Raw genomic sequence first — 21,330 nt, forward strand, 5'->3', positions numbered from 1 at the left:
GGACCACGGAACGCCCACGCCGCCGCCACCGGCGTATGGCGCGCCCACGCCGCCGCCACCGGCGTACGGCGCGCCGGCCGCCGGCCCGTACGCCGGCGCCCCGGCGGTGAAGCAGCCGATCCTGAGCATCCTGTCCCTCGTCGCGGGCATCATCGGAATCGTCGGTGCGCCGATCGCGTTCATTCCCTTCGTGGGCGGAGTCCTGGGCCTGTTCTTCCCCGCGGGCGCCGTGGTGCTGGGATTCCTCGGCAAGTCGAAGGAACCGCGGGCGCGGGGACTGTGGCTGACCGGCATCATCACCGGCTTCGTCGGGATCGCTATCGCCCTGCTCAGCCTGGTGCTCTGGTCGGTCTTCTTCGCGAACTACCCGACCGGCACCCTGCCCAACCCGCAGTACTGATCACAATCGCACGGGGCGCCGCCGCCCGTGCGGTGGCGCCCGTCTAGAGGGCAGGCGCCTGAATTTCAGGCGCCTGCACTCCAGGCGCCGGTCTAGAACAAAGGAACCGACATGACCGGGCAGAACCACGACCCGAGGTCGCCGGAGGACTTCCGGCTCGACCTGACGCGCCCGCCGGTGCGGGTCGAGGGCGAGCTCGCCTGGGAGTCCACCATGACGGCGCCCACCGAGTGGGTGCCCCGCGTGCACACGGACGCCGAGATCAGCACGGTGGCCAACCGGCGCGGATTCTCGATCGCGGCGTTCGCCTGCGGGCTCCTGGGCCTCCTGCTCGGCATCTTCGGGATCTGGGGTGCCACGTTCGCCCTCGCCGCCGTCATCCTGGCCTCTGTCGGCCGGAGCGTCGAGCCCGGGGCGAAGACCTGGTGGGGTTACGGGCTCGTGACCGGCCTGGCCGGCCTGGCCATCGCGGTCGGCTGGATCGTGTACATCACCCAGGTGCTGCTGCCCTCGTTCGGCTGAGCGGGCCGGAGCTAGCGAACGCGTTCCACCAGCAGGGCGACCCGGTGCCCGCCGGCGCGGGTCATCACGAGGGTTCCCGACTCGGGGCCCTTCAGGCGCAGGCGCGTGCGCAGGGTCGCGGGGTCGACATCCACGCCGCGCTTCTTGATCTCGAGAGTCCCGATGCGACGCTCCTGCAACGCCAGGCGCAGCTTCTTTTCGTCGACCGGCAACGATTCCAGCACCCGGAAGGCTGCGGCGAAGGGCGTCGGCACCAGGACGGCCGAGGTGAGGTAGGCGATGCCCTCGCTCAGCATCTGCGCGTCGAGCGAGCGGGCGAGGTCACCGATCAGGCGAGCCCGGATGACTGCGCCGTCGGGCTCGTAGAGGTAGTTGCCGAGCGGCCCGACCTCGACGTCGTCGCTGTCGGCGGGCGCGGTCAGTTCCGCGACACCGTCGTGGCTGAGGAGCAGGGCCGAGCGGCGGATCCCCTCGCGGGCGAGGACCCCGAACCACAGGCCCATCTCGACCAGCTTGCCGTCGACGGAGACCCATTGCGCCTCCGCGTCGGCCGGGATGAGGTCGCGGTCATGGCCAGGCCCCAGCTTGACGCCGATCGGCAGGCGCGCCGCCAGGCCGAAGACCCAGTCGAGCGAGGGGGAGTAGTCCTCCGGCCGGGTCAGCCGTGAGGTGTTGGTGTGGCCGGCGGTGCGCCTGGCCGGGTCCAGCCAGGCCGCGTCGAAGGCGTCCAGGTCGATGCTCTCCGCCTCGGCGTTGACGACGGTCGCCGTCGGGAACGGAGCCAGGTTGTAGCTGGCGACCGCGGCGGTGACCTCGTCGGCGTCGACGGCCGTCACCGCGAGTTCCATCGCCGCCATCGCCATCGCATCCCCGCCGATCCCGCAGCCGAGGTCGACCACCCGGCGCGTGCCGGCCGCGACGAACCGTCCGGCGTGCAGCGCGGCGACCCGGAACCGGGTGGCCTGTTCCAGGCCGGCCTCGGTGAAGAGCATCCGCCCGGCGAATTCGCCGAACTTGGCTTCGGCTTTCGCGCGCAGCTTCGACTGGCTGAGCACCGCGGCGACCAGGCCCGGCGCATGGCCGGCCTTGCGCAGTTCACTCACCATCCGCACCACATCGGCCGTCGATTCGTACGGCGGCAGCGAGTCCAGCAGGCGCAAACCCTCGGGCGACAGTAGCTCGACGAGCTCAGAGCGATCCATCCCGCAAACCTACCAAGCCCGGCTGTGTCTGGCACTCACGTTGCGTGAGTGCCAGATGCGCCCTAAACTCGTTTTAGCACTCTCGCTGTGAGTCTGCTAACCCAAATCTTCTTCAAGAAAGAGGTCAACCGTGTCGGTCTCCATCAAGCCGCTCGAAGATCGCATCGTCATCAAGCAGGTCGACGCCGAGCAGACCACCGCTTCCGGGCTGGTCATTCCTGACACCGCCAAGGAGAAGCCCCAGGAGGGTGAAGTTGTCGCGGTCGGCCCCGGCCGCATTGACGACAACGGCAACCGCATCCCGCTCGACGTCGCCGTCGGCGACAAGGTGATCTACTCCAAGTACGGCGGAACCGAGGTCAAGTTCGGTGGCGAGGACCTCCTCGTCCTGTCGGCTCGCGACGTGCTCGCGGTCGTCGTTCGCTAGTCACTCCCCGCGTTATCGTTGAATCCCGGATGGCCTCGCCATCCGGGATTCTTCACGTTCGGAGGGACGGCAGATGGCTGACGAGCCGACACGGACCACGGCGCCCGGGCGCGGCGCGCGCGCGCCGCGCAGCGAACACAGCACCGGCCTGATCTACGCGGTCCTCGCCTACGCCCTCTGGGGGCTCCTTCCCCTCTACTTCATCCTGCTCGTGCCGACGTCGGCGCTCGAGGTCGTCGCCTGGCGGGTGCTGTTCTCCCTCGTCTTCTGCGCGCTGATCATCACCGTCACCCGGCAGTGGCGGTCGCTGCTCGGCCTGCTGCGGAGGCCCCGCGTCGTCTGGACGATGGGACTGGCCGGGCTGCTCATCTTCATCAACTGGCAGACGTATGTCTTCGCGGCGCTCAGCGGCCACGTGGTCGAGGCGGCGCTGGGCTACTTCATCAACCCGATCGTGACCGTCTTCCTCGGCGTGCTCGTGCTGCACGAGCGGCTCCGGAGGATCCAGTGGGTGGCCGTCGGCATCAGCCTGCTCGCCGTGGTCGTGCTCACCATCGGCTACGGCCGGCTCCCCTGGATCTCGCTCGTGCTGGCCTTCTCCTTCGGCTTCTACGGCCTGATCAAGAAGCGCGTCGGCGGCGACGTCGATGCCGTCGCCGGGCTCACGCTGGAGACGGCCTGGCTCGCCCCGATCGCGGTCATCCAGCTCGTGGTGGTCGGAGCGATGTCCGGACTCACCTTCGGCACGGTCTCGCCGTGGCACTCGTTCGGGCTCGTGGCATCCGGGGTCGTCACCGCCGTGCCCCTGCTCTTCTTCGCCGCGGCCGCCCGCAGACTGCCGCTGAGCTACCTGGGGCTGATCCAGTACTTCGCGCCGCTGCTGCAGTTCCTCGTCGGCGTGTTCATCCTGCACGAGCCGATGCCCCCGGAGCGCTGGGCCGGCTTCGGCCTCGTCTGGCTCGCCCTGCTCATCCTGACCGTCGACATGATCGCCACGGGCCGCGCACCGCGCCGGGCATCCCTCGAGCCCGCCTGAGCGGACGGTACGCTCGAAGGCGCACCCCGCACTGGAAAGGACACACCGGATGACGTTTCAAGCCCTCCCCGTCGTCATCGCCGGGGCCGTCGCCCTGGTTGTCGGCCTGACCGGGTGCACGGCCCCCGAGACGCCGAAGACTCCGACTCCGAAGGCCTCCGCGACGGCCCTGCCGACCCTCGCGCCGTCCGGTGACGGCATCCTCCGCATCGGAACCATGTTCCCGATGACCGGCGACGCCGCGGCGGAGGGCAAGGCCCAGGTCGCCGGCACGGAGGTCGCCGCGCGTGAAATCACCGGGCAGGGCGGCGTTCTGGGCAAGCCGCTCGAGCTGATCCACCGCAACTCGGCGGGCGACCTCGATGTCGCGCTCACCAACCTCGTCGCCCGCGGCGTCGACGTGGTGCTCTGGGATCCCTCCGCGAAGGTGCCCAAGGCGGCCGCGGCGACGCTCAAGGCGGCGGACATCGCTGTGCTGCCGCTCGGCGACTTCGTGCGGGGCGGAACGCCCATCGCCCCCGGCAACCCGTTCGCGCGGCTCCTCCGCTCGGCCGACCCCGGCCTGACCGGCTTCGTCGGCGGGGCCGAGGCCTACGACGGCGTCGTCACGGCCGCGCTCGCCGCGACCGTGGCCGGCGACGACGGGGGCCTGTCCGTGGCCTCGAGGATCGATGTCGTCGCATCCGGACCGACGGCCTGCACGTCCTGGGGCGAATGCCTCGCAGCCCTTTCGGACAAGCAGAAGATTCGCTTTGTCGGCGCGACGGGCGAGCGTTCCTAACGATTTGGTGCGTTTTGAGCGCTCTTCGTAACGATTTGGGACGGTTTGCCCAAGTTTGAGCCGAATTCCTTGTTTCACTGCAGTAGCTATGCCTACTGTGACTCAACGGCAGTCACTCGGCTGCCGTGATGTATGACTATTCCTACTACCAAGGAGCAAAATTGAGCGTACTCGCGAAGGCCTCGGCCTCCCGCTCAGTCCGGGCCGTCGTCACTGGTATCGCCATGGTCGGCGTCAGCGCACTTCTGCTCACCGGCTGCAGCGGCACCGCAGAACCCTCCGGTGACAAGGCCCCCGCTGCGAGCGGTGACGCCAAGACGGTCAAGGCCGGCGACCGCGACCTCACCCTGAAGATCGGCACGATTCTTCCGCAGAGTGGCGCCCTGGCCTTCCTCGGCCCGCCCGAAGAAGCCGGCGTCCAGCTGGCCGTGAACGACATCAACGCCGCCAACCTCGGCATGAAGGTCGAAGCCGTCTTCCGTGACTCGGGCGACACCACGACCGACACCGCGACCGTCTCCGTGACCGACCTCCTCTCGCAGGATGTCTCGGCTATTGTCGGTGCGGCATCCTCTGGCGTGTCCAAGACCGTGATCGACCAGATCGTCGCCGCCGGCGTCGTTCAGTTCTCCCCGGCCAACACCTCGCCGGACTTCACCGAGTACGCCGACAAGGGCCTCTACTGGCGCACGGCTCCCTCCGACCTGCTGCAGGGCGAGGTCCTGGGCAACCAGATCGCCGAAGACGGCAACAGCACCCTCGGCATGATCGTGCTGAACGACGCCTACGGGACCGGCCTGGCCAAGTCCCTCAAGGACACGTTCGAAAGCGCCGGCGGTGAGGTCGTCGCGGAGGAACTCTTCAACGAGGGTGACTCCAACTTCGCAGCCCAGATCTCCGCAGTGACCGCGGCCAACCCGGATGCGATCGCCCTGATCACCTTCGACCAGGCCAAGATCATCATCCCGGCGCTCGTCGGAACCGGCTACCCGGGCGACAAGCTCTACCTGGTTGACGGAAACCTCGCCGACTACAGCAAGGACTTCCCCGCAGGCCTCATCGCAGGCTCGAAGGGCACCCTGCCGGGCCTCGACGTCGGAACCCTCGGCGACTTCACCGACCGCCTGCTCGAGGTCGACCCGACCCTGAAGGACTTCAGCTACGCGGCTGAGTCCTACGACTCCGTCATGCTCATCGCCCTGGCCGCTTACGCGGGCAACGATGTCTCCGGCGCGTCGATCGCTGACTACCTCCGCCAGGTTTCCGGTGGCGAGGGTGACGGCGAGAAGGTCAGCGACTTCAAGGCCGCTGCCAAGGCTCTCGCTGACGGCAAGCAGGTCAACTACGACGGCTTCTCCGGCCCGGTCACGTTCGACAAGAACGGCGACCCGACCGAGGCGACCATCGGTGTCTACGAGTACAAGGCCGACAACACGTACAAGCGCATCAACTAGTCACTGACGCACTAGTCACTGACGCACTAGTGATTGACGCACTAGTCATTCGCACTAGTAGCTGACGCAGGAAGGGCCCCGACTTCGGTCGGGGCCCTTTTGCGTTGCTGGCGCGCCTCCCGCGCCGAGAGTCGCCGAATATGCCGAGGTGCCCCGTTGCAACGGCGTCGGTCGGCACAAACGGCGACAGTCGGCGGGTACTGCCGGTGCGCAGCCGCGGCTCCGCACGGCCGCTGGGGCGGGCGCGGGGGCGACACGCAGAAAGCGGCGCCCGGGGGATCCCGGACGCCGCTCTGGCGGCCGTGTGAGGCCGCGGGTGGGGCTACTCGTCCTGGCCGAGGGTCCCCAGGTAGAGGCCGATCACCTTGGGGTCGTTCAGCAGTTCGCGCCCGGTGCCGGTGTAGGCATCCCGGCCCTGGTCCAGCACGTACCCGCGGTCGCAGATCTGCAGGCAGCGACGCGCGTTCTGCTCGACCATGATCGTGGTCACGCCGGCCTTGTTGATCTCCTTCACGCGCAGGAACGCCTCGTCCTGGCGCACCGGGGACAGCCCCGCTGAGGGCTCGTCCAGGAGCATGACGTGCGGGCCCATCATCAGCGCGCGCGACATCGCGACCATCTGGCGCTCACCGCCGGACAGCGAGCCGGCGCGCTGCGACAGGCGCTTCTTGAGCTCCGGGAAGATCTCGGTGACGAATTCGAGCCGCTCAGCGAGCCCCTTGGGCTTCTGGAACATGCCCATCTCGAGGTTCTCCAGGATGGTCAGCGTCGGGAAGACGTTGTTCGTCTGCGGGACGAAGCCGACGCCCTTGGAGACGAGCTTGTTCGCCTTGAGGTTGGTGATGTTCTCCCCGCGGAGCAGCACCTCGCCCTCGCGCACCTTGACCTGGCCGAAGATCGACTTGAGCAGCGTCGACTTGCCGGCGCCGTTCGGGCCGATGATGCCGATCAGCTCGCCCTCGTAGGCGGTCAGCGAGCACGAGTTCAGGATGTTCACACCGGGCACGTAGCCCGCCGTCACGTTCCTGACCTCGACGACGGCTGCCCGGGTCTCGGTGGGCACCGGTGCTGCCAGCGGGCTAGAGGTTGTCATCGAGCAGCTCCTTAATGGCTTCCACGTGCTCCGTGTCAGCGCCGAGGTCTTCGTCGTGATGCTGGCCGAGATACGCGTCGATCACGGCCTGGTTCTTCATCACCTCGTGCGGGTCGCCCTCAGCGACGACGCGTCCTTCGGCCATGACCACGACCCAGTCGGCGATGTGGCGCACCATCTGCATGTCGTGCTCGACGAAGAGCACGGTCATGCCCTCGGCCTTGAGGTTGAGGATGTGGTCGAGCAGCGACTGGGTCAGCGCCGGGTTGACGCCGGCCATCGGCTCGTCGAGCATGACCAGGGTCGGGTCGCTCATCAGCGCCCGCGCCATCTCGAGCAGCTTGCGCTGCCCGCCGGAGAGGCTGGCCGCGTAGTCATCCTTCTTCTCGTCCAGCTTGAACCGGGTGAGCAGGTCGAGGGCCTTGGCCTCGTTCTCCTCCTCCTGCTTGCGCCAGAGGAACGGCAGCAGCGCCCGGAACAGGTTCTCCCCGATCTGACCCTTGGCACCGAGCTTCATGTTGTCCATGACGGTGAGCAGGCTGAGCGCCTTCGTCAGCTGGAAGGTGCGGATCTGGCCCATCCGGGCGACCCGGTACGCCGGCATGCCGGAGAGCGACTTTCCCTCGAAGGTCCAGGATCCGGTGTCCGGCTTGTCGAAGCCGGTGAGCAGGTTGAACAGGGTGGTCTTGCCGGCCCCGTTCGGCCCGATCAGGGCGGTGATGGCGCCGCGGGGGATCTCGAGGTGGTCGACATCCACCGCCTTGAGGCCGCCGAAGGTGCGGCTGACGCCCTCGGCGACGAGGATCGGGTCGCGCTTCTTGCAGCCGGGTTCGGCGGCTCCGATGTGGAGGTCGACCGACTTGACCGGCTTTCCGGTGGGAACAGTGTTAGTGGACAAAGGCCAACTCCTTCTTGTTTCCGAAGATGCCCTGGGGCCTGAAGATGACGATCAGCATGATCGCCACGCCGACGAGGATGAAGCGCAGCTGGCCGGCCTGGATGTTCGTCATGAACGGCAGCCACCCCGCCTCGACCGCGCGGGCGATGAACCCGGAGAAGAAGGACAGCAGCACCCAGAAGATCATCGAGCCGATGATCGGGCCCAGGATCGTCGCCGCCCCGCCGAGGAGCAGGATCGCGTAGATGAAGAAGGTCAGCGAAGTCTGGTAGTTCGACGGCACGACCGCGCGGGGCAGCGCGAAGATCATTCCGGCGAGGGTTCCGTAGACACCACCGAGGATGAGCGACTGCATCTTGTAGGCATAGACGTTCTTGCCCAGTGCGCGCACGGCATCCTCGTCTTCACGGATGCCCTTGATCACGCGGCCCCAGGGGCTCCGCATGACCTGCCAGGTGAACAGCGCGATGAGAACCACCGCTGTCCAGGCGACGATGCGCAGCCACCAGTCGTACGCGTTGTTCTCGAACGGCCCGAAGCCGTAGGTGCCCTCGGGGATCGGGTTCAGGGCCGCAAAGCCGAGCTTGTAGCCGCTCAGCCCGTTGGCCGAGCCGGTGACCGAGGCGAAGCTGTTCGTCGTGAACAGCAGTCGCACGATCTCGGCCGCCGCGATCGTCACGATGGCCAGGTAGTCCGCCCGCAGCCGCAGCGTCGGGATACCGAGGATCAACGCGAAGACGACGGATGCGCCGATCCCGACCAGCACGGCGCCCCAGACGGGGAAGCCGAAGGTCAGGATGGAGATGGCGTACCCGTAGGCGCCGAGGGCCATGAAGCCGGCCTGGCCGAAGTTCAGGAGGCCGGTGTAGCCGAAGTGGACCGCAAGGCCCAGCGCGGCGAGGGCGTATGCAGCGGTAGTCGGGCTGATCAGCTCGACGGCTGCGTTGCTAAAGATTGCTCCCCAGTCGATCATCGGATGCCCTTCTAGCCAATTCTCTCTTTGCGACCCAGGATGCCTTGCGGCCGAAGCAGCAGCACCAGGATCAACACGACAAGTGCGCCGACGTACTTCATGTCGGACGGGATCCACAGGGTGGAGAGCTCAACGAACAAGCCGACGATGATCGAACCGATCAACGCTCCAAACGCGGTGCCGAGGCCACCGAGGGTGACTGCGGCGAAGACGAGCAGCAGAATCTGGAAGCCCATGTCCCAACTCACGCCGGGGCGGAAGTAGGCCCACAGCACGCCGCTGAGGCCGGCCAGCGCACCGCCGACGATCCAGACGATCCGGATCACGCCGTCGACGTCGATACCGCTAGCCGAGGCGAGGCTGGGGTTGTCTGAGACGGCGCGGGTGGCCTTGCCGATGCGGGTGCGGAGCAGGAAGTACGACACTGCCAGGAGCACGACGATGCTGATGCCCATGCTGACGAGGTCGATTGGCGAGAGGCGCACGGCACCGAACTTGAGGTCCGCCTGGCCCGCGCCGGGCAGCTGGCTGGTCGAACCCCCGATGAAGTACTGGTACGTGTAGCGCATCGCCAGGGACAGGCCGATGCTTACGATCATCAGCTGGACGAGCCCGACCCCCTTCCGGCGGAGGGGTTTCCAGATCGCGGCGTCGAGGCCCCAGCCGAGCGCGCCGCTGAGCACGATGGCGAGGACGATGGCGAGCCAGATCGGCAGGCCGAGCCCCGAAAACGCGAGGGTCATCAGCGCGCCGAAGGTGATCATCTCCGAGTGGGCGAAGTTGCTCAGCCCGGTCGTACCGAAGATGAGCGACAGGCCGATGGCGGCGAGCGCGAGCAGCAGGCCGAAGTTCAGGCCGTTGACGAACCGGTTGAGGAACTGGTCGAAGAACGGGACCGTGGTCCTGGTGCCCTCGCCGAGGAAGAAGTTCACCGATTTGACCTTGGTCAGGCCGAATTCGGCCTTGAGCTTCGACCCGCCCTTGGCGACGACGACGCCCTTGGGCAGCGTGTCCTCGTCGAGGGTGACCGTGTAGGTCTCCTTCTCCGGGACGCCGACCTTCCATTTGCCGTCGACGCCGGTCTTGACTTCGGCTTCGTAACCGGCGCCCTTGACGGTGATCAGCACGCCGTCGAGGGGTTCCCCGTCGAACTGCACGTTACCGGCGAGCACGTAATCGTACTTGTCGGTGTTGATCTCGTCCGCATGGGCGGGGCTGATGGCGAGGGTGGACAGCGTCAGGGCCGCGAGCAGCACACCGAAGAAGATCACCAACATCCGGGGTGAGAATCTGCGACCTATACCAGTGGAATACACTGCACCTCCATGTGGCGCCGGCCGGGCTTGTGGCCGGGCGGACCTCGGGTTTCTCCTGTCAACAACGTTGTTGACAGTACCTAGAGTTTATGTCGTATTTGTTTCGCGACTCGCGCCGACTCCGATGGGGGGGGGGGGGTACCCAAAGCCGGGCGGGGCAGGGGAATTCCGGGGCCGCATTCTCGCTTANAGGGGAATTCCGGGGCCGCATTCTCGCTTAACATTGAAGAACCGGCCCAGTCCCGCTGATCCCCGGACATTCTTTCCGCACGCTTTCCCGCAACAAGCAAAGGGGTTTCATGGATCAGCCAGATCCGTTCGGTTTCACCGGACTCACGTACGACGACGTGCTGCTCCTCCCGGGGCACACCGACGTCATTCCCAGTGAGGCCGACACCACATCCCGGCTGACGCGCCGGATCAGCGTGGCCACCCCGCTGCTCTCCAGCGCGATGGACACCGTCACCGAGACCCGGATGGCCGTCGCGATGGCCCGCCAGGGAGGGCTCGGCGTGCTGCACCGCAACCTTTCCATCGGCGACCAGGCCGAGCAGGTCGACCTGGTCAAGCGAAGCGAATCCGGCATGATTACCAATCCGGTAACGACTTCGCCGGACACCACCGTCGCGGAGGTTGACGCGCTCTGCGGCCAGTTCCGGATCAGCGGCCTGCCGGTCGTCGACTCCGACGGAGTGCTGGTGGGTATCATCACCAACCGCGACATGCGTTTCATCTCCGAGACCCAGAAGCACACCACCCTTGTCCGTGAGGTGATGACGAGGTCCCCGCTGATCACCGGCAAGGTCGGTATGCGCCCCGAGGATGCCGTGGCCATCTTCGCCAGGCACAAGATCGAGAAGCTGCCGCTCGTCGACGGCGGTGGCAAGCTCACCGGCCTGATCACGGTCAAGGACTTCGAGAAGTCGGAGGAGTACCCGAACGCCACCAAGGATGACGCCGGACGCCTGCGCGTGGGCGCCGCCATCGGCTTCTTCGGTGATGCCTGGCGACGGGCGACCGCGCTGCTCGAGGTGGGCGTGGACGTGCTCGTCGTGGACACCGCCAACGGCGACAGTGCCGGCGTGCTGGAGATCATCCGCAAGCTGAAGTCCGACCCGGCATTCGCCGCGGTCGACGTGATCGGCGGCAACGTGGCGACCCGCTCGGGCGCCCAGGCGCTCATCGACGCCGGGGCCGACGCCATCAAGGTCGGCGTCGGGCCGGGCTCCATCTGCACCACCCGCATCGTCGCGGGCGTGGGCGTGCCCCAGATCACCGCGGTCTACCAGGCGTCCCTGGCCGCCCGGGAGGCCGGCATCCCGGTCATCGCCGACGGCGGGCTGCAGTACTCCGGCGACATCGCCAAGGCCCTCGTGGCCGGGGCGGACACCGTGATGCTCGGTTCGCTGCTCGCCGGCTGCGACGAAAGCCCGGGGGAACTCGTCTTCGTCAACGGCAAGCAGTTCAAGACCTACCGGGGGATGGGCTCGCTCGGAGCCCTGCAGACCCGGGGCACGAAGACGTCCTACTCCAAGGACCGCTACTTCCAGTCGGATGTCCCCTCCGACGACAAGCTCATCCCCGAAGGCATCGAGGGCCAGGTGCCGTACCGCGGGCCGGTGTCCGCGGTGGCCTACCAGCTCATCGGCGGGCTGCGCCAGTCCATGTTCTACGTGGGCGCGCGCACCATCGACGAGCTCAAGCACAAGGGCAAGTTCGTGCGCATCACGGCCGCGGGGCTCAAGGAGTCGCACCCGCACGACGTGCAGATCGTCGTCGAGGCGCCCAACTACCGCCGCTAATCCGCCCCACCCCCACCGCGAAACCGCAGTTGTGCGCGCTATGAGGCAGTTTTAGCGCGCACAACTGCGGTTTCGCGGGGTTGGGGGAGGGCATGCGCGAGGCGGGAGATGGCCTCGGCGAGCACCTCGGGGGAGCAACCGAAGTTGAGCCGGGCGAAACCGCGGCCGGGCGAGCCGAACATCGGGCCAGGATGGAGCGCCACCTTCGCCCGTTCGAGCGCGACCACCGACGGGTCATCTCCCCAGCCGAGGGCGCGCAGGTCGAGCCAGGCGAGGTAGCTGGCTCGCGGCGGCAGGTAGGCGGCGCCGGGCAGCTGGGCGTCCAGCAGCTCGGCGAGCAGGGCGCGGTTGGCCTCGAGGGCGGCGACGACCCCGTCCAGCCAGGGCTCCGCGTCCCGGTACGCCGCGATGCTGGCGATCAGGCCGAACTGGCCCGTCCGCCAGTTGACCTCCTGGGGCATGCCGGAGACGAGCCGTCGCATCCGTTCGGAGCCGGTGACCATGAGCGCGCACTTGAGGCCGGCGATGTTCCAGGCCTTGCTGGCGGCCGTGACGCAGATGCCGTGCTCGGCCGCGGCCGGGGACACGGAGAGGAACGGGACGAACGTGCCGTCCGAGTGCGTCAGCGGCGCGTGCACCTCGTCGCTGATGACGGTCACGTCGTAGCGTGCGGTCAGTTCCGCGACCGCGGTGAGGTCTTCGACGCTGTGCGGATGCCCGATCGGGTTGTGCGGATTGCAGAGCAGGAACGCGCGGGCCCCGGCCCGGAAGGCGGCCTCGAGCCCGTCCAGGTCGATCGCCCAGCCGGTCTGGCCCTGCAGCAGCGGAACCTCCAGCACCCGGCCGCCGGCCTCCGGAACGAGGTCGAAGAACGGCGGATAGACGGGCGTGTTGATCACGACCTGGTCGCCGGGCGTGATGGCCCGGCGGATGCTTTCCACGATCGCCACGCTGACATCGGTGGTGCTCGCCACCTGGCCGGGGTCGACCCGCCAGCCCCAGCGCCGGCGGGCGAAGTCGGCAAACACCTCGCCGAGCTCGTTCACCGGGGCCACGTAGCCGGTGTCGCTGCGCCGCACCGCCGCGACCAGCGCCTCGCTGATCGGTTCCGCGAGCGGGTAGTCCATTTCGGCGACGAAGAGCGGCAGGACGTCCTCCGGGTAGCTGCGCCATTTCATGCTCGTGCGGGTGCGGAGCAGGGACAGGGGATCTGCGGCGACATCCATGTGATCAGGATGCACCATCCGTCGCCCGCGGTCGAGGGTGACGCCCGCCCGCGCCTGTGAGCTGGACGGCTCGCCGCTCGGCGGGCGCGCCTGGAGGGGCCCAGCGAGCGAGGATGCCACAGTGGGCCACATCGACGTCAGCGACGTTACCTTCACCCTGAACTTCGACCGCTTCCTCGTCTTCGGCGGCGACGGAGCCGTCTACGAGGCGGATGCGCCGGTGGGGGACGAGGGCCGGGTCGTGCGCCCGCACGGACGCGACCGCTGAAGTGCGGCCACAGCCACGAACCCGGCGCTCGGCCCCGGCTGCACCTAAACTGGGCTGGTGAGTATGGAAATTGAAATCGGCCGGTCCAAGCGCGCTCGCCGCGTGTACGCCTTCGACGACATCGCGATCGTGCCCAGCCGGCGCACGCGGGACCCGGAGGACGTGTCCGTCACCTGGTCGATCGACGCCTACAAGTTCGACACGCCGTTCCTCGCTGCCCCGATGGACTCCGTCGTCTCGCCGACCACGGCGATCATGATGGGCCAGCTCGGCGGCGTCGGCGTGCTCGACCTCGAGGGGTTGTGGACCCGGTACGAGAACCCCGAGCCGCTGCTCGCCGAGATCCGCAGCCTGCCGGAGGACAAGGCCACCGCGCGGATGCAGGAGATCTACTCCCAGCCGATCAAGCCGGAGCTGGTCACCGAACGCCTCGCCGAAATCCGCGCCGCCGGGGTCACCGTCGCCGGCGCGCTCTCCCCGCAGCGCACCCAGGAGCTCTACGAAACCGTCGTCGCCGCCGGGGTCGACCTGTTCGTCATCCGCGGCACCACCGTGTCGGCGGAGCACGTGTCGCAGAACCAGGAACCGCTCAACCTGAAGAAGTTCATCTACGAACTCGACGTGCCCGTGATCGTGGGCGGCGCCGCCACCTACACCGCGGCCCTGCACCTCATGCGCACCGGCGCGGCCGGCGTGCTCGTCGGCTTCGGCGGCGGCGCGGCGTCGACCACGCGGGCCTCGCTCGGCATCCACGCGCCCATGGCCACGGCCGTGGCGGATGTCGCCGGCGCACGCCGGGACTACATGGACGAGTCCGGCGGCCGGTACGTGCACGTGATCGCCGACGGCGGCCTGAGCACCTCCGGCGACATCGTCAAGGCGATCGCCTGCGGAGCCGACGCCGTCATGCTCGGCACCGCCCTGGCCCGGGCGTCCGACGCCCCCGGCGGCGGATTCCACTGGGGCGCCGAGTCCCACCACGCCCAGCTGCCGCGCGGCAAGCGGGTCGAGGTCGGTACCGTCGCCCCGCTCGAGGAAATCCTCTACGGCCCGGCCCCGGTAGCGGACGGCACGGCCAACCTCGTCGGCGCCCTGCGCCGCTCGATGGCGACCACCGGCTACTCCGACCTCAAGGAATTCCAGCGGGTCGAGGTGGTTGTCGCACCGTACCGGGTGAAGTAGCTTCGAGGCACAAGGGCATTTCGTCAGGAGGGGACGCAGCAGATGAACCAGCGCAGTTCGGTGACACGGTCCACCAAGCTCGGGCCTGAGGAACGCGAGGCGGCACTGGCCCGCCTCAGGACGAAGGAACTCGACATCCTCGTCGTCGGCGGCGGCATCGTCGGGGCCGGCTGCGCGATGGATGCCGTCACCCGCGGTCTCAGCGTCGGCATCCTCGAGGCGCGCGATTGGGCCTCCGGCACGTCGAGCCGGTCCTCGAAGCTCGTGCACGGCGGCATCCGCTACCTCGAACAGCTGGACTTCCCGCTGGTGCGCGAGGCGCTCACCGAGCGCGGCCTGCTGCTCAAGCGCCTCGCGCCGCACCTCGTGAAGCCGGTCAGGTTCCTCTATCCGCTGAAGAAACGGGTCTTCGAACGCGCCTACGTCGGCGCCGGCATGCTGCTCTACGACGTCCTCTCCTACCTGGGCGGGCGCCCCGGCGTGCCCCACCACCGCCACCTCAGCCGGCGCCAGGTGCAGAAGCTCGTGCCGAGCCTGGCCCACGACGCCCTCGTCGGCGGCATCACCTACTACGACGCCCAGGTCGATGACGCGCTGTACACGGCCTCGCTCGTGCGCACGGCCTCGTTCTACGGCGCCCACGCCCTCAGCCGGGTCCGGGTCGAGGGCTTCATCAAGGTCGGCGAGCGGGTCGTCGGCGTGCACGCCCACGACCTGGAGACCGGCGAACGGTTCGACGTGCGCGCCAAGCAGGTCGTCAACGCCACCGGCGTGTGGACGGACGACACCCAGCGGATGGTCGGCGAACGCGGCACCTTCAAGGTGCGCGCGTCGAAGGGCGTGCACCTCGTGGTGCCGCGCGACCGCTTCCAGTCGGCGATGGGCCTGCTGCTGCGCACCGAGAAGAGCGTGCTGTTCGTGATCCCGTGGGGTCGGCACTGGCTGATCGGCACCACCGACACCGACTGGCACCTGGACAAGGCGCACCCGGCGGCGACGGCGGCCGACATCGACTACCTGCTCGAACACGTCAACGCGGTGCTCACCGTGCCGCTGACCCGAGAGGACGTCGAGGGCGTCTACGCCGGCCTCCGCCCGCTGCTCGCCGGCGAATCCGAGCAGACCTCCAAGCTCTCCCGCACGCACCTCGTCGGCCACTCGGTGCCCGGCCTCGTCGTGATCGCGGGCGGCAAGTGGACCACCTACCGGGTGATGGCCAAGGACGCCATCGACGCCGCCGTCGACGCGCTCGACGGCAAGATCCCCGAGTCGACGACCAAGAACATCCCGCTGCTCGGCGCCGAGGGCTACCAGGCCGCGTGGAACAAGCGAGGCAAGATCGCCCGCGCCTTCGGCCTGCACACCGTTCGGGTGGAACACCTGCTCAACCGCTACGGCACGCTGACCGACGAGCTGCTCGACCTGATCCGGGAGACGCCGTCGCTGGCCAACGCACTGCCGGGCGCCGATGATTACATCGAGGCCGAGGTCGTCTACGCCGCGACCCACGAGGGCGCGCTGCACCTCGAGGATGTGCTCGCCCGACGCACCCGGGTGTCGATCGAGTCCTGGGACCGCGGCGTGTCCGCGGCGCCGGTCGCCGCGCGGCTGATGGCCGGCGCGCTGGGCTGGGACAGCGAACGCGAGCAGCGCGAGGTGGCCTTCTACCTCAAGCGGGTCGCCGCCGAGCGGTCGTCCCAGCTGCAGCCCGACGACGAATCCGCCGACCGGGTGCGGCTTGAGGCGCCCGACATCGTCGCGTCCAGGTAGCTGCCGCGCTCGCCGCGAAGGCCGGCCGGGCACGCCGTCGGGGTCAGCCGGGTGCCCGGTAGACTGGACGGACAGCCCCCAAACCAAGGAGTCTCATGGTTGACGTTCGGCGTGTCAAGCTCCCCGGTGTGGGTGTCCTGCACACCTTCATCACGGATGACGGCGGCAAAGTCGGCGTCATCGCCCACCGCTCCGGGCACAGCGACCTGATCACCTTCGCGGACGACGAGGGCGGCCCGGACGCCAGCAAGGTGTCGCTCCGCCTCAGCGAGGACGAGGCGCACACCCTGGCCGAGCTGCTCGGCGGAACCCAGATCACCGAGTCGCTCACCGCGCTCGACCAGATCCCGGGGCTCAGCATCGACTGGTTCACCGTCGACTACGAAGACCACATCGCGGGGCAGGCCCTCGGCAACCCGGCCGAGCGGGGAATCGCCGGCCTCACCGTCGTCGCCGTCGTGCGCGGCGAGTCGGCCAATCCCGCGCCGGCCCCCGACTTCAAGGTCTTCCCCGGCGACACGCTCGTCGTGGCCGGCTCGCCCGAGAAGGTCGTCAAGGCCTTCACCTTCTTCCGCACAGGTGAGGTCAAGGCCAAGTCCGTTGATTCGCCGCCCGGAGGCTAGTCGATGCACATCGGCGAAGACCTTCTCATCCTCGGCGTCCTGCTCGTCATCTCCTACATCCTGGGCCGCCTCGGGAAACTGATCGGGCTTCCGACCATCCCGATCTACATGATCGTCGGCCTGCTGGCGAGCACGCACACCGGCTGGTTCCCGCTCAACTTCGCAGCCGCGGACATCGAACTGATCGCCGTCTTCGGGCTGATCCTGCTGCTCTTCAGCCTCGGCCTCGAATTCGACCAGGAGGAGTTCTTCGACAACGCCGGAAAGCTCCTGATCTCCGGCGGCTCGTATGTCCTGATCAACATGGGCCTCGGCTTCGCCTTCGGCATGATGGTCGGCTGGGGAACCCGGGAAGCCCTCGTGATCGCCGGGATGACCGGAACCTCCTCGAGCGCGATCATCACCAAGCTGCTGATCGAGCTCCGGCGCCTGGCCAACAAGGAAACGCCGATGATCCTCGGCGTCACCGTCGTCGGTGACATCTTCATCGCGATCTACCTGGCCATCGTGTCCGTCGTGCTCAGCGGCAAGACCGAGGTCTGGCCGATCGTGCTGCAGTTGAGCATCGCCTTCCTGTTCCTGGTCGTCATGTTCTCGCTCGCTCGCTGGGGCGGCCGGGTCGTTTCCCGGCTCGTCCGCACGAAGGACGACGAACTGTTCACCATCCTCTTCTTCGGCCTCGTCGTGCTCTTCGCCGGCATCGGCGAGATCATCGGGGTGACGGATGCGATCGGCGCCTTCCTGATCGGCGTCGTCCTCGGCGCCAGCACCTACCGCGGCAAGATCGAGCGGGTGGCCGTGCCGCTCCGCGACGTGTTCGGCGCGTTCTTCTTCCTCAACTTCGGCCTCGCCCTGAACATGGCCGAGTTCGGCTCGGTCATCGGCATCGTGCTGATCGCCGTGGTGATGACCTTCGCGCTCAACGTCATCTCCGGGCTGCTGCTGGCCAGGCTGCATCGGATGGGACTGGTCGAGGGCCTGAACTCCGCGGCGATCCTGGTGAACCGCGGTGAGTTCACGCTGATCCTGGCGACGCTGTCCGTCGGCGCCGGGCTGGACGAGCGCCTGCAGCCGTTCGCCGGCCTGTACGTGCTGCTGATGGCCATCCTCGGGCCGCTCTTCGCCGCGCGGTCGGAGCGGATCGGGATCGCCCTGCGCCGCGCCACACCGACGGCGCATGCGCGAAAGGTCCCGCGGGACCCGCTGCTGGCCGAGGAGATCGCCCTCGTCGAGGCGGCCACCGCCGAGATCGGCTCCGGAGCCGACCACGGCACGCAGCGCGCCGTCAAAAGGGTCGTCGAACACGTCACCGGCCCGGATGACGCTGCGGACAGGCCCTCCGAGCGGGCCGCCGACTCGATGGCCGACTTCGTCGCCGACCGCTTCCCGCCGGAGGACACCGACGACAACGAGGACAAGACCGACAAGCGAGAACGGCCGGGCGACTACACGTGATCAGGATGATGCTGCGCCCCCGGTGGGTGCTGGCGCTGCTGCTCGCCCTCGGCGTCGCGGCGGCCTTCGCGCTGCTCGGCCAGTGGCAGCTGGAACGGGCGATCGTCTCCGGCGAAGTCGTGCAGCGCGCCACGGAGACGGTGCTCCCGCTCGCGGACGTGGTCCAGCCCGGCGGCGCCGCACCGACGAAGGCGACCGGCCAGATGGTGCGCACCAGCGGGGCCTTCGTGCCCGGCGACGACCAGCTGGTCAGTGACCGGTTCAACGGCGGGACCACCGGGTTCTGGGTCGTGGGCCATTTCCTGACCGACGGCGAGGCGGGCTCCGAGGCCGCGAGCATCGCCGTCGCCCGCGGCTGGGCAGCCGACGAGGACGACGCCCGCGCGGTGATGCGGGCGCTGGCGACGGATGCCCCCGGCCAGCCGACCACGATCACCGGCCGGTTCGTGCCGGCCGAAGCCCCCGAGGTGCCGGACGAGGGCCGCGACCCGCACACCATGACCACCGTCTCGCCGGCCGCCCTGCTCAACCTCTGGGCGGACTCCACCGATGCGCCCGTCTACTCCGGCTACATCGTCGACACCGTCGCCGCCGACGGCCTCACCGTCATCGACTCCCCGGTGCCCACCGACGAGGTGGAGCTCAACTGGCTCAACATCTTCTACGCGCTCGAGTGGGTCGTCTTCGCCGGCTTCGCGGTCTTCCTCTGGTACCGGCTGGTCCGGGACGCCTGGGAGCGGGAGCAGAACGAGGCCGAGGCCGCCGCGGCGGGCACGTAGAATTAGCCCATGCCACTTGAACCGAAGCCCACCGACATTCCCAGGATCCCCGGTGCTCTCCGGCTCTACAAGATTTCCTCGGTCATCACCGGTGTCTTCCTGCTGCTGCTCTGCGTCGAAGTCATCCTGAAGTTCGTCTTCCAGTACGAACTCGAACTCGGCGGGGACAACGGCTTCCTCGCCCTCGTGCCCCGGGGAACCGTCGCCGCGTTCAACCTGAGCACCGGCATCCTGATCGTGCACGGCTGGTTCTACGTGCTCTACCTGTTCGCCGACTTCCAGCTCTGGAGCATCATGCGCTGGCCGTTCACGCGCTTCCTGCTGATCGCCCTCGGCGGCATCATCCCCACCCTGTCCTTCTTCCTGGAGGTGAGGGTCGCCAGGGAAGTCGAGGCCTTCCTCGCAGCCAGGGAAGCATCCGCTGCCACCCTGGAGGCACGCCCGTGAGCGCACAGCCCGCCGCCCACCGTCCCGTTCTCGTCGTCGACTTCGGCGCGCAGTACGCGCAGCTGATCGCCCGGCGCGTGCGCGAGGCATCCGTTTACTCCGAGATCGTGCCGCACACCATCACCGCGGCCGAGGTCCAGGCGAAGAACCCGCTCGGCATCGTGCTCAGCGGCGGGCCGTCCAGCGTGTACGCCGAGGGCGCGCCCGCGTTCGACGCCGAGATCTTCGACCTGGGCGTGCCGATGCTCGGCATTTGCTACGGCTTCCAGGTGATGGCCACCGCCCTCGGCGGGGAAGTCGCCCACACCGGGGCCCGCGAATACGGCTCGACGCCGGTCACCGTGGCGCCGGAGAGCAACGCCCTGCTCGCCGGCCAGCCCGCCGAGCAGACCGTCTGGATGAGCCACGGCGACTCCGTCTCCAAGGCCCCGGAGGGCTTCACCGTGCTCGCCTCGACCGGTTCCACGCCGGTCGCCGCGTTCGCCAACGATGAGCGCCGGCTGTACGGCGTGCAGTGGCACCCCGAGGTCAAGCACTCCGAACACGGCCAGCACGTGCTGGAGAACTTCCTGCACCGCGCCGCCGGCATCCCGGCGGACTGGAACAGCGGCAACGTCATCGCCGAGCAGGTCGCGCTGATCCAGGCCCAGGTCGGCACCGGCAAGGTCATCTGCGGGCTCTCCGGCGGAGTCGACTCCGCCGTGGCCGCCGCGCTCGTGCACAAGGCCATCGGCGACCAGCTCGTCTGCGTCTTCGTCGACCACGGCCTGCTCCGCGAGGACGAGCGCCGCCAGGTCGAGGAAGACTACGTCAAGGCCACCGGCGTTCGCCTGGTCACCGTCGACGTGCGCGAGCAGTTCCTGACCGCGCTCGAGGGGGTCAGCGACCCGGAGACCAAACGCAAGATCATCGGCCGCGAGTTCATCCGCACCTTCGAGCAGGCCCAGGCCGAGCTGATCAAGGAGGCCGCCGCCGAAGACGGCGACCCGATCCGTTTCCTCGTCCAGGGCACCCTGTACCCGGACGTCGTCGAGTCCGGCGGGGGGAGCGGCACCGCGAGCATCAAGAGCCATCACAACGTCGGCGGCCTGCCGGAGGACCTCCAGTTCGAACTCATCGAGCCGCTGCGCACCCTGTTCAAGGACGAGGTCCGCGCCATCGGCGCCGAGCTCGGGCTGCCGGCCGAGATCGTGCAGCGCCAGCCGTTCCCGGGACCCGGCCTCGGCATCCGGATCGTCGGTTCGATCACCCAGGACCGCCTCGACCTGCTGCGCAAGGCGGATGCCATCGTGCGCGCCGAGCTCACCGCCGCCGGCCTCGATCGCGAGATCTGGCAGTGCCCGGTCGTGCTGCTGGCCGACGTGCGCTCGGTGGGCGTGCAGGGCGACGGCCGCACCTACGGGCACCCGATCGTGCTGCGCCCGGTGTCGTCAGAGGACGCGATGACCGCCGACTGGACCCGACTGCCGTACGACCTGCTGGCGCGGATCTCCAACCGGATCACGAACGAGGTCGAAGGGGTCAACCGGGTCGTGCTCGACGTCACGTCGAAGCCGCCGGGCACCATCGAGTGGGAGTAACCCCCTCCGCCCCTAACCCCTAACTCCTTCCGCCGAACTGTGAGTTCGGCACCTTCCCGGGCCCCGGGAAGGTGCCAAACTCACGGTTCGGCGGAC

General features: G+C 68.4%; 20 protein-coding genes and 1 pseudogene. 15 read left to right on the plus strand and 6 right to left on the minus strand.

From position 1 onward, the window contains the following. Positions 1-400 (plus strand): annotated as a pseudogene (locus E3O23_RS18035) (hypothetical protein); the annotation flags it as partial. A 111-nt stretch (positions 401-511) separates the two neighbouring features. After that, a complete protein-coding gene (locus E3O23_RS05575) occupies positions 512-922 on the plus strand; it encodes a hypothetical protein (protein WP_134488979.1) in 411 nt (136 codons plus the stop codon). 11 nt (positions 923-933) lie between these two features. Here the strand turns inward: E3O23_RS05575 and E3O23_RS05580 are convergent, their stop codons facing one another. Then, the gene (locus E3O23_RS05580; RefSeq protein ID WP_134488981.1) at positions 934-2,124 is read right to left on the minus strand and encodes a class I SAM-dependent methyltransferase; all 1,191 of its coding nucleotides are present in this window, start codon (positions 2,122-2,124) and stop codon (positions 934-936) included. Positions 2,125-2,254: 130 nt separating this feature from the next. Here E3O23_RS05580 and groES point away from each other — a divergent pair, with 130 nt between their 5' ends. From groES to E3O23_RS05600, 4 genes are all read left to right on the plus strand, one after another. Continuing rightward, on the plus strand, positions 2,255-2,551 hold the full coding sequence (gene groES / locus E3O23_RS05585) for a co-chaperone GroES (protein ID WP_066597535.1): 297 nt from the start codon (positions 2,255-2,257) through the stop codon (positions 2,549-2,551). Between the two features lie 73 nt (positions 2,552-2,624). Next, complete coding sequence (gene rarD, locus E3O23_RS05590) at positions 2,625-3,587, plus strand: EamA family transporter RarD (protein WP_134488983.1); 963 nt, start codon at positions 2,625-2,627, stop codon at positions 3,585-3,587. 49 nt (positions 3,588-3,636) lie between these two features. Next, on the plus strand, positions 3,637-4,368 hold the full coding sequence (locus E3O23_RS05595; RefSeq protein ID WP_134488985.1) for an ABC transporter substrate-binding protein: 732 nt from the start codon (positions 3,637-3,639) through the stop codon (positions 4,366-4,368). A gap of 161 nt (positions 4,369-4,529) precedes the next feature. After that, positions 4,530-5,822, plus strand: coding sequence for an ABC transporter substrate-binding protein (locus E3O23_RS05600; protein ID WP_241983339.1), 1,293 nt, complete (start codon positions 4,530-4,532; stop codon positions 5,820-5,822). Positions 5,823-6,144: 322 nt separating this feature from the next. Here E3O23_RS05600 and E3O23_RS05605 read toward each other — a convergent pair whose 3' ends face one another. From E3O23_RS05605 to E3O23_RS05620, 4 genes are read right to left on the minus strand one after another with little or no spacing between them, the layout of a single operon-like run. Continuing rightward, positions 6,145-6,915, minus strand: coding sequence for an ABC transporter ATP-binding protein (locus E3O23_RS05605; RefSeq protein WP_134488987.1), 771 nt, complete (start codon positions 6,913-6,915; stop codon positions 6,145-6,147). Next, positions 6,902-7,813 carry an ABC transporter ATP-binding protein gene (locus tag E3O23_RS05610; RefSeq protein ID WP_134488989.1) on the minus strand — a complete coding sequence of 304 codons (912 nt, stop codon included), beginning with the start codon at positions 7,811-7,813 and terminating at the stop codon, positions 6,902-6,904. Before E3O23_RS05610 ends, E3O23_RS05605 begins: the two co-directional genes overlap by 14 nt. Then, positions 7,803-8,783, minus strand: coding sequence for a branched-chain amino acid ABC transporter permease (locus E3O23_RS05615; RefSeq protein ID WP_134489029.1), 981 nt, complete (start codon positions 8,781-8,783; stop codon positions 7,803-7,805). Before E3O23_RS05615 ends, E3O23_RS05610 begins: the two co-directional genes overlap by 11 nt. A 14-nt stretch (positions 8,784-8,797) precedes the next feature. Beyond that, positions 8,798-10,063 (minus strand): branched-chain amino acid ABC transporter permease, encoded by a 1,266-nt coding sequence (locus E3O23_RS05620; protein ID WP_134488991.1) that lies wholly within the window; start codon positions 10,061-10,063, stop codon positions 8,798-8,800. Between the two features lie 338 nt (positions 10,064-10,401). Between E3O23_RS05620 and guaB the strand changes: the two genes are divergently transcribed. After that, positions 10,402-11,904 carry an IMP dehydrogenase gene (guaB, locus tag E3O23_RS05625; protein ID WP_134488993.1) on the plus strand — a complete coding sequence of 501 codons (1,503 nt, stop codon included), beginning with the start codon at positions 10,402-10,404 and terminating at the stop codon, positions 11,902-11,904. A gap of 38 nt (positions 11,905-11,942) precedes the next feature. Here guaB and E3O23_RS05630 read toward each other — a convergent pair whose 3' ends face one another. After that, entirely contained in the window at positions 11,943-13,130 is a 1,188-nt protein-coding gene (locus E3O23_RS05630) for a MalY/PatB family protein (RefSeq protein WP_134488995.1), read from the minus strand. 121 nt (positions 13,131-13,251) lie between these two features. Here E3O23_RS05630 and E3O23_RS18040 point away from each other — a divergent pair, with 121 nt between their 5' ends. The 8 genes from E3O23_RS18040 to guaA all read left to right on the plus strand — a co-directional run bounded on the left by E3O23_RS18040 (position 13,252) and on the right by guaA (position 21,234). Then, positions 13,252-13,398 (plus strand): hypothetical protein, encoded by a 147-nt coding sequence (locus E3O23_RS18040; protein WP_166790416.1) that lies wholly within the window; start codon positions 13,252-13,254, stop codon positions 13,396-13,398. Positions 13,399-13,461: 63 nt separating this feature from the next. Beyond that, positions 13,462-14,580, plus strand: coding sequence for a GuaB3 family IMP dehydrogenase-related protein (locus E3O23_RS05635; protein ID WP_134489031.1), 1,119 nt, complete (start codon positions 13,462-13,464; stop codon positions 14,578-14,580). A gap of 42 nt (positions 14,581-14,622) precedes the next feature. Continuing rightward, on the plus strand, positions 14,623-16,350 hold the full coding sequence (locus E3O23_RS05640; protein WP_174776601.1) for a glycerol-3-phosphate dehydrogenase/oxidase: 1,728 nt from the start codon (positions 14,623-14,625) through the stop codon (positions 16,348-16,350). Between the two features lie 95 nt (positions 16,351-16,445). Further along, entirely contained in the window at positions 16,446-16,973 is a 528-nt protein-coding gene (locus tag E3O23_RS05645; RefSeq protein ID WP_134488997.1) for a cation:proton antiporter regulatory subunit, read from the plus strand. Positions 16,974-16,976: 3 nt separating this feature from the next. Beyond that, positions 16,977-18,428: a cation:proton antiporter gene (locus E3O23_RS05650; RefSeq protein WP_134488999.1), complete on the plus strand. Its 1,452-nt coding sequence runs from the start codon at positions 16,977-16,979 to the stop codon at positions 18,426-18,428. A gap of 5 nt (positions 18,429-18,433) precedes the next feature. Continuing rightward, entirely contained in the window at positions 18,434-19,207 is a 774-nt protein-coding gene (locus tag E3O23_RS05655) for an SURF1 family protein (protein WP_241983340.1), read from the plus strand. 9 nt (positions 19,208-19,216) lie between these two features. Then, positions 19,217-19,654, plus strand: coding sequence for a DUF3817 domain-containing protein (locus E3O23_RS05660; RefSeq protein WP_134489001.1), 438 nt, complete (start codon positions 19,217-19,219; stop codon positions 19,652-19,654). Beyond that, on the plus strand, positions 19,651-21,234 hold the full coding sequence (guaA, locus tag E3O23_RS05665) for a glutamine-hydrolyzing GMP synthase (protein ID WP_134489003.1): 1,584 nt from the start codon (positions 19,651-19,653) through the stop codon (positions 21,232-21,234). The genes E3O23_RS05660 and guaA overlap by 4 nt, the downstream gene beginning before the upstream one ends. The last annotated feature ends 96 nt before the right edge of the window (positions 21,235-21,330 follow it).

The sequence above is a fragment of the Cryobacterium tagatosivorans genome, from assembly GCF_004402215.1.
GTDB lineage: Bacteria > Actinomycetota > Actinomycetes > Actinomycetales > Microbacteriaceae > Cryobacterium > Cryobacterium tagatosivorans.

Coding starts and splice junctions, on each gene's coding strand:
- E3O23_RS05575 (WP_134488979.1), top strand. CDS start 512: ATGACCGGGCAGAACCACGACCCGAGGTCGCCGGAGGACTTCCGGCTC.
- E3O23_RS05580 (WP_134488981.1), bottom strand. CDS start 2,124: ATGGATCGCTCTGAGCTCGTCGAGCTACTGTCGCCCGAGGGTTTGCGC.
- rarD (WP_134488983.1), top strand. CDS start 2,625: ATGGCTGACGAGCCGACACGGACCACGGCGCCCGGGCGCGGCGCGCGC.
- E3O23_RS05595 (WP_134488985.1), top strand. CDS start 3,637: ATGACGTTTCAAGCCCTCCCCGTCGTCATCGCCGGGGCCGTCGCCCTG.
- E3O23_RS05605 (WP_134488987.1), bottom strand. CDS start 6,915: ATGACAACCTCTAGCCCGCTGGCAGCACCGGTGCCCACCGAGACCCGG.
- E3O23_RS05620 (WP_134488991.1), bottom strand. CDS start 10,063: ATGTTGGTGATCTTCTTCGGTGTGCTGCTCGCGGCCCTGACGCTGTCC.
- guaB (WP_134488993.1), top strand. CDS start 10,402: ATGGATCAGCCAGATCCGTTCGGTTTCACCGGACTCACGTACGACGAC.
- E3O23_RS05630 (WP_134488995.1), bottom strand. CDS start 13,130: ATGGATGTCGCCGCAGATCCCCTGTCCCTGCTCCGCACCCGCACGAGC.
- E3O23_RS05635 (WP_134489031.1), top strand. CDS start 13,462: ATGGAAATTGAAATCGGCCGGTCCAAGCGCGCTCGCCGCGTGTACGCC.
- E3O23_RS05640 (WP_174776601.1), top strand. CDS start 14,623: ATGAACCAGCGCAGTTCGGTGACACGGTCCACCAAGCTCGGGCCTGAG.
- E3O23_RS05645 (WP_134488997.1), top strand. CDS start 16,446: ATGGTTGACGTTCGGCGTGTCAAGCTCCCCGGTGTGGGTGTCCTGCAC.
- E3O23_RS05650 (WP_134488999.1), top strand. CDS start 16,977: ATGCACATCGGCGAAGACCTTCTCATCCTCGGCGTCCTGCTCGTCATC.
- E3O23_RS05655 (WP_241983340.1), top strand. CDS start 18,434: ATGATGCTGCGCCCCCGGTGGGTGCTGGCGCTGCTGCTCGCCCTCGGC.
- E3O23_RS05660 (WP_134489001.1), top strand. CDS start 19,217: ATGCCACTTGAACCGAAGCCCACCGACATTCCCAGGATCCCCGGTGCT.